General features: G+C 73.8%; 5 protein-coding genes and 1 pseudogene. 4 read left to right on the top strand and 2 right to left on the bottom strand.

The window, feature by feature from the left end:
* The 3 genes from ACFQ3T_RS32510 to ACFQ3T_RS32500 all read left to right on the top strand — a co-directional run.
* On the top strand, positions 1-707 hold a 707-nt coding region (locus tag ACFQ3T_RS32510), incomplete at its 5' end, for an SIS domain-containing protein (RefSeq protein WP_380729281.1).
* Between the two features lie 10 nt (positions 708-717).
* Positions 718-1938, top strand: a complete 1221-nt coding sequence (gene manA, locus ACFQ3T_RS32505; RefSeq protein WP_380729283.1) for a mannose-6-phosphate isomerase, class I — start codon at positions 718-720, stop codon at positions 1936-1938.
* Positions 1939-1979: 41 nt separating this feature from the next.
* Entirely contained in the window at positions 1980-2900 is a 921-nt protein-coding gene (locus ACFQ3T_RS32500) for a cation diffusion facilitator family transporter (RefSeq protein ID WP_380729279.1), read from the top strand.
* 64 nt (positions 2901-2964) lie between these two features.
* On the opposite strand, the gene ACFQ3T_RS32495 is transcribed toward ACFQ3T_RS32500, so the two are convergent.
* Entirely contained in the window at positions 2965-4227 is a 1263-nt protein-coding gene (locus ACFQ3T_RS32495) for a glutamate mutase L (RefSeq protein ID WP_380729277.1), read from the bottom strand.
* Positions 4228-4435: 208 nt separating this feature from the next.
* On the opposite strand from ACFQ3T_RS32495, the gene ACFQ3T_RS32490 reads away from it, so the two are divergent.
* Complete coding sequence (locus ACFQ3T_RS32490; RefSeq protein WP_380729275.1) at positions 4436-5956, top strand: amino acid permease; 1521 nt, start codon at positions 4436-4438, stop codon at positions 5954-5956.
* A gap of 31 nt (positions 5957-5987) precedes the next feature.
* Here the strand turns inward: ACFQ3T_RS32490 and ACFQ3T_RS32485 are convergent.
* A pseudogene (locus ACFQ3T_RS32485) lies at positions 5988-7552 on the bottom strand (hypothetical protein); the annotation flags it as partial.

The following is a 7552-nucleotide window of genomic DNA, read 5'->3' as shown; positions in this document are numbered from 1 at the left end:
GCGTGCTGCTCACCGCCGAGCCGGAGGGCCCGGTGGCCGCGTCCGCCGCCCAGCAGGCGCTGCTCATCCCGCCGCGGGTGCCGGTGCCGCAGGGCTTCGGCTTCGCCCGCGCGTTCGGCGCGTGGCTCGTGGCGCTGAAGGCGTTGCGCCTGGTCGAGGTGGACGTGCAGGCCGTCGCGGACGAGCTGGACCGGGAGGCCGAGCGGTGCCACCCGATGCACGAGTCGTTCGTCAACCCGGCGAAGACGCTCGCGCTGCGGATCGCGGAGCGCACCCCGCTGCTGTGGGGCCTCGACGACCTGGCCACGGCCGTCGCCGTGCACGGCGCGGGCGCGTTGGCCGCTTACGCGGGCGTGGTGAGCGACGTCGCCGGCTATCCTCAGGCGCTGACCCGGTCGGTGCTGCACCGCCGGGCCGTGCGCGGCACGTCCGGCGCCGACCTGTTCGCCGATCCGGACGAGGAGCAGGACGGCCTGGTCAGGGTGCTGCTGCTGGCCGTGCGCCAGGGCCCGCAGGCCGAGTTCGCCCGGCGGGTCGCGATGGAGACCTTGTCCGGAGCCGACGTGCTCGAACCGGCCGAGGAGGTGAGCGGCGGGGACGCCGTGTGCGCCGCGCTGCTCGCCCTGCGGTTCGAGCTGGCCGCGCTGTACCTGGGTCTGGCGGCGGGAACGCTGGGCGGGCCCGGGGCGTACGCGCCGGCCGTGTGAGGGGATGACTGTGGAACTGCTGCACAACGCGGTGCGCGCGTACGCGTGGGGATCACGCACCGCCATCGCGGAGCTGCTCGGGAAGGAGGTGCCGACGCCGCACCCCGAGGCCGAGCTGTGGATGGGCGCCCACCCCGGCGACCCGTCCCGGGTGGTGGCGCCGGACGGCGGTTCACGGTCGCTGCTCGACCTGCTCGCCGACGACCCCGAGGGGCAGCTGGGCGCGCGCTGCGCCGACCGCTGGGGCAGCCGGTTGCCGTTCCTGCTGAAGGTGCTGGCGGCGGACGAGCCGCTGAGCCTGCAGGCGCACCCCTCCGCCGAGCAGGCCGCGAACGGGTTCGCCGCCGAGGACGCGGCGGGCGTGCCGATCGACTCGCCGATCCGCAACTACAAGGACCCGTCCGCGAAGCCCGAGCTGATCTGCGCGCTGACCGAGTTCCACGCCCTGGCGGGGTTCCGCGACCCGTTGCGCACGGCGGTGCTGCTGCGGTCGCTGGACGCGCCCGACTTCGCCCCGTACGGCGAGCTGCTGGCCGCCCAGCCGGACGACAGCGGCCTGCGGGCGCTGTTCACCACGTTGATCACGTTGCCGCAGACCACGCTGGACCTGCTGTTGCCGCAGGTCCTCGACGCGTGCGTGCTGCACGTGAAGGAGCACGGCGAGTTCGACCTCGAGTGCCGGACGATCCTGGAGCTGGGTGAGGCGTACCCCGGCGACGCGGGCGTGCTGGCCGCGTTGCTGCTCAACCGGATCGTGCTCCAGCCCGGCGATGCGATCTACCTGCCCGCGGGCAACCTGCACGCGTACCTGCACGGCACCGGCGTGGAGATCCTGGCGAACTCGGACAACGTGCTGCGCTGCGGGCTGACGCCGAAGCACGTGGACGTGCCCGAGCTGATGCGCGTGCTGGACTTCGGGTTCGGCGACATGCCGGTGCAGACCGGCGTGGAGACGTCGCCGGGCCTGTGGATGTACCGGACGCCGTGCCCGGAGTTCGAGCTGTCCCGGATCGAGGTCGGGCCGTCGTCGTCGACCGGGGACGTCCGGGTGGACCACACCGGCCCCCAGATCCTCCTCTGCACGCGGGGCCGGGCACGCGTGACGACCGGCCGCCAGTCGCTCGTGCTGGACCGGGGCCAGTCCGTGTGGCTGTCCGCGCAGGACCCGGCCGCGGTGATCTCGGCGGACATCGACACCCAGCTTTTCCGCGCCACCGCCGGCGTTGAGTAGGGTCACACCGACAAATCGGACTGTGGGCTTAGGGAGCAACCGTGTCAGCAGGGGGCGGGACCAAGGCGATCATCGCCGCACTGGTGGCCAACGCCGGGATTGCCGTGGCCAAGTTCGTCGGCTTCCTGATCACCGGATCATCGTCGATGCTGGCCGAGTCGGTGCACTCGGTGGCGGACACCTCCAACCAGGGCTTGCTGCTGCTGGGCCAGAAGACGGCGCGGCGCGCGGCCACCCCGAACCACCCGTTCGGGTTCGGTCGGGACCGGTACTTCTACTCGTTCATCGTCGCGTTGATGCTGTTCAGCCTCGGCTCCGTGTTCGCCCTGTACGAGGGCATCCACAAGCTGGAGTCGCACGAGGAGCTGAGCAGCCCGCTGGTCGCGGTGGTGATCCTGGTCGTCGCGATCGGCCTGGAGATCTACAGCTTCCGCACCGCGATCGTGGAGTCGCAGAAGATCAAGGGTGACGCCACGTGGTGGCAGTTCATCCGGCAGTCGAAGGTGCCGGAGCTGCCGGTCGTGCTGCTGGAGGACGCGGGCGCGCTGTTCGGCCTGGTCCTGGCGCTGATGGGCGTCGGCCTGTCGACCATCACCGGTGACCCGGTGTGGGACGCGATCGGCACCATCAGCATCGGCGTGCTGCTGGGCGTCATCGCGGTCATCCTGATCGTGGAGATGAAGTCGCTCCTGATCGGCGAGGGCGCGGCGCCGGCCGAGCTGGACGTCATCACGGACGAGCTCGCGGCCGGCAAGGTGCAGCGCGTGATCCACATCCGGACGCAGTACATCGGGCCGGACGAGCTGCTGGTGGCGGCGAAGATCTCGCTCAACCCAGGCCTGACGATCGCCGAGGTGGCGCAGGCCATCGACGACGCCGAGCAGCGCGTGCGCAACAAGGTGCCCGCCGCCCGGCTGATCTACCTGGAGCCGGACCTCGACCGGTCGCGGGTCACCCCGTAGGGACGTTGACCGCGAGAGGGGCGACGAGCCGTGTGCTCGTCGCCCCTCTCGCTTCGGCAGGCGCCTACCCCAGGTGGCTCAGGAGCCGGTCGGCCGCGTCGACGTGCCCGGCGTCGGCGAGCAGCCCGGCCGGCGCGAGCACGTAGTCGCGGTCCACGGTGACGGCGGCCGTGCGCAGGATCGGGCGGAGCACCGGATCGGCGCGCAGCACGCGTTCCACGTCCTCGGTGCTGTCGGCGTGCCGGAAGACGCCCCCGGACAGCACCAGCAGGCCCGCGCCCTGCGGGCCGAGCTGCCCGTCCACCAGCCGCAGGTGCCGGCGGACCGCCAGCACGGCGGCGAGCCCGGCCAGCCTGCGGTCCGCGGTCGGGTCGTCGGGCAGCCACGTCACGTCGGCCGCCGCGTCCGCCGCCGCCTCCCGCAGCACGGCCGCCTCCGCGTCGTCGATCAGCTTCTCCGCGACGGCCTCGGCCACCACGCCGGGCGCGGACCAGCGCATCCCCAGGTCGCCCTCGACGGTGCGGCGGTCCGGCGGCAGCGCCACGGTCCGCTCCGGACCCTCCACAGTGGACACGGCGGAGTAGACGTCCGTGGTCGCGCCGCCGACGTCCACCACCAGCACCGCGCCCTCCCGGTCCCGCATGGCCAGCCGTGACACGCCGCCGAGCACCGCGTCCGGCGTCACCGCGCGCACCAGCCCGCGGAACCGCCGTCCCCGCGACAGCCCCTTGCCGCCGATGACGTGCTCCAGGAACACCTCCCGGATCGCCGCACGGGCGGGGCCGGGCGCGAGTTCGCCCACGTCCGGCAGCACGTTCGCGGTCGGCGCCACCGTCCGGCCCGCCAGCAGCTCCAGCGCCTCGGGCCGGGCGTCGGCGTTGCCCGCCAGCACGATGGGGCACGCCAACCGGTTCGCGCCGATCCGGCGGGCGTTGTGCAGCAGCACCGACGCGTCGCCGCCGTCCGTGCCGCCGAGCAGCAGCACGAGGTCCGGCGCCGCCGCGCGCAACGCCCGGAGGCCCGCGCCGTCGAGCGGGCCGGCCGACACGTGCACGACCTTCGCGCCCGCCGACAGCGCCACCCGGTACCCGGCCTCGGCGCTGACCAACCGCTCCTGCCCCACCACCGCCAACCGCAACCCGCCGCCCGCCGACGAGCACGCGAGCGTGCGCGCGGCCGGTCCGAGCGAGTTCGTGACGACGTCGATGCCTTGAAGCACCTCCGGCGGGGTAGTCGGGTGTTGTGAGGTGCCGAGCAGGTCTCCGGCGTCCGACACCAGGGCGCCCTTGGTCCAGGTGGAGCCGATGTCCAGGCAAAGCACCGTCATGCCCCAAAACTACCGGTGAGGCCGCTGTCGGCCCTCGCCACTACTCTGAACGGACCAACAGGACCGCGAGGTCGCGTCGACCGTTCGGGACTCCTTCCCCGCCGATCACGCTTCTCCGATCGGCGGGGAACGAGGCTCGAACGGTCGACTCCCAGGCGACCGAGCCCGCCGTCTGCGGAGCAGCGGCGATTCAACACAGGGGGATCGAGTGCCGGGCAACGGGCTGTGGCGCACCAAGTCGATCGAGCAGTCGATCGCGGACACCGACGAGCCGGACACCAGGCTGCGCAAGGACCTGACCGCGTGGGACCTGACGGTGTTCGGCGTCGCGGTCGTGATCGGCGCGGGCATCTTCACCCTCACCGCGTCCACCGCGGGCAACCTCGCCGGGCCGTCCGTGTCGCTGGCGTTCGTGCTGGCGGCGGTGGCGTGCGCGCTGGCCGCGCTGTGCTACGCGGAGTTCGCGTCGACCGTGCCGGTGGCCGGCAGCGCGTACACGTTCTCCTACGCCACGTTCGGCGAGTTCATGGCGTGGATCATCGGCTGGGACCTGGTGCTGGAGTTCGCGGTCGGCGCGGCGGCGGTGGCCAAGGGCTGGTCGGTGTACCTCCAGACGGTGCTGGCGCAGGTCGGCGTGACGGTGAAGACCACCACGCCGGTGGCGGGCGTCGACGTCGACTGGGGCTCGCTGCTGCTGATCGCGGTGCTGACCACGTTGCTCGTCATCGGCACGAAGCTGTCGTCGCGGGTCAGCGCGGTGATCACGGCGGTCAAGGTGGCCGTGGTGCTGCTGGTGATCGTGCTCGGCATCGGGTACGTCAAGGCGGCGAACTACAGCCCGTACATCCCGCCGGCCCAGACCGGCGGCGCCACCGCGACCGGGCTGGAGCAGTCGTTGTTCTCGCTGCTCACCGGCTTCGAGGGCAGCACGTACGGCGTGCTGGGGCTGCTCGCCGCCGCGTCGCTGGTGTTCTTCGCGTTCATCGGCTTCGACGTGGTCGCGACGACCGCCGAGGAGACCCGGAACCCGCAGCGCGCCGTGCCGCGCGGCATCCTCGGCTCGCTGGCGATCGTGACGGTGCTGTACGTCGCGGTGTCGCTGGTGATCACGGGCATGCTGCCGTACGACCAGCTGAAGACCCAGCCGGACGGCACGCGGGCCACGTTGGCCACGGCGTTCTCGGCGAACGGCGTCGACTGGGCGGCCACGGTGATCTCGGTCGGCGCGCTGGCCGGTCTGACGACCGTCGTGATGGTGCTCATGCTGGGCCAGTCGCGGGTGCTGTTCGCGATGTCCCGCGACGGCCTCCTGCCGCGCGGCCTGGCCCGCACCGGCAAGAACGGCACGCCGGTCCGGATCACGGTCGTCATCGGCGTGCTGGTCGCGGTGGCGGCGGGCTTCTTCCCGGCGGGCAAGCTGGAGGAGATGGTGAACGTGGGCACGCTGTTCGCGTTCATCCTGGTCTCGGCGGGCGTGCTGGTGCTCCGCAAGACCCGTCCCGACCTGCCGCGCGGCTTCCGCGTGCCGTGGGTCCCGGTGGTGCCGGTGCTGGCGATCCTGGCGTGCCTGTGGCTGATGCTGAACCTGACCGCGTTGACGTGGGTCCGGTTCCTGGCGTGGATGGCGCTGGGCGTCGTCGTGTACTTCGCCTACAGCCGGCGGCACTCGCTGCTGGGCCGCGAGGGCACCACCGCCGTGCCGGTCGTGAAGCACGACGAGATCCCGTGACGGCGCGCCGGGGGACCGGTCCGGGCCCGGATCAGTCCCCCGGCTGCACCGGCGTGCTCGGCTCCGGCGACAGGACCGGGGCCTTGCGGGCGACGGGCAGCACGGGCGCGGCGGGCGGTTCGGCGGTGTCCAGGCCGGCGGCGATCGCCACCGCGCGATCCCACTCCGGGTCGGACGTGTAGTCGGCGTGCCGGTTCACGCCCGGCGCCCACCGGCGACCGGGGAACGGCCCGCGCTGCGGGTCGGGCAGCCAGTGGTCACCGCCGAGCACGAGCGCCCCGGTCGGCCCGCGCAACGCCGGCGGCAGCGCTCCCGACGTGCCGTCCGGCCGGAAGCCCGTGCCGAGCAGCATCCCGTCGAACACCTGCCGGTTCCACGTCATCACCGCGCCGCCCAGCGGGTCCGTGCCGCGGCACAGCGCCCGCCACCGCCCGTCGAGCCCGCCGGCGAGCACCGCGAGCGAGCTGTGCGGCACCACCGCCGGGAACGCCCGCGGGTACGCCCACTGCAACTGCGACCCCGCCGTGACGAGCCCCACCCGCTGCGCGTCGGCCGGGTCGCCCGCCTCCAGCAGCCGGGCCGCCGCGACGGCCGCGAGCAGGCTGCCCTGGCTGTGCCCGGCGAGCACCACGCGCACGCCGGGGTCCGCCAGGTGCTCCCGCACCCGCGCCACCAGCTCCGGCACGACCTTCAACGCGTAGCACGGCGGCACGACCGGGTGCGCCTCGCGCGGCCAGAACGCGGCGAGGTCCGCGAGGACGCCGACCTGCCGCGCCTTGTCCGGCTGCCGCGCCGCCAGGTACACCGCCCGCAGCAGCGACAGCGCCAGCACGGCCAGCACGACCACGCCGAACCCGGTGATCGGCCGCGTCCACGTCGGCGGGTCGACCTCCCGCAGCCGCAGCACGGCCGCCGGCACCGCGCCGAACGCGAGCACCGACGCCATGACCAGCACCACGTGGTGGCTGTGCCGCCGCTGCCACCGCGCCCACCACCACGCCTTCGCGGCGCGCTTCACGTCCCGGGCGCGCCCCGCGTGCAGCAGGGCCGCCTCACGCGCCCACTCCTTGTTCCGCCGCAGCGAACTCCACCGCACCATCCCGGTGGTCGCCGCCATCGCCACCCCGGCCAGGAACGCCAGCACCCCGGCCACGCCCCACAGCAGCGCGATGTAGTCGTACCCGCGCGGCAGGACACCGTGACCCAGCACCCGCCGCACGGTCAGCGCCACGCCCGCCCCGAACCCGCCGCCGAGCAGCGCGGCCACCGCCACCACCGGCGCGGCCATCCAGCCGCCGGCCCACGGCCGCAGGTCGCGCGGCTGCGCCGACCACGTGCGCCGGGCCAGCAACGCGCCCGGCACCAGCAGCACCCCGATCAGCACGCACACCAGCGCCACGAGCGCGGCCACCATCTGCACGGCGAGGTCCGCGCCCGGCAGCCGCACCGGCAACCGGACCAACAACCCCGTCGCGACCAGCAACGACAGCCACGACACCACCTGGAGCACCCGCCGCGGCCCGCGCCCCAGCGCCGCCCGCAGCCACCGGCCGCCCCGGTGCGGCGCGCCACCCGTCGGGTCGTCCAGCAGCATCG

The sequence above is a fragment of the Saccharothrix hoggarensis genome (genome assembly GCF_042678885.1).
In the GTDB taxonomy this organism is placed as follows: domain Bacteria; phylum Actinomycetota; class Actinomycetes; order Mycobacteriales; family Pseudonocardiaceae; genus Actinosynnema; species Actinosynnema hoggarensis.
This window is presented reverse-complemented; position numbering and strand designations above follow the sequence as displayed.

Coding starts and splice junctions, on each gene's coding strand:
- ACFQ3T_RS32495 (WP_380729277.1), bottom strand. CDS start 4,227: ATGACGGTGCTTTGCCTGGACATCGGCTCCACCTGGACCAAGGGCGCC.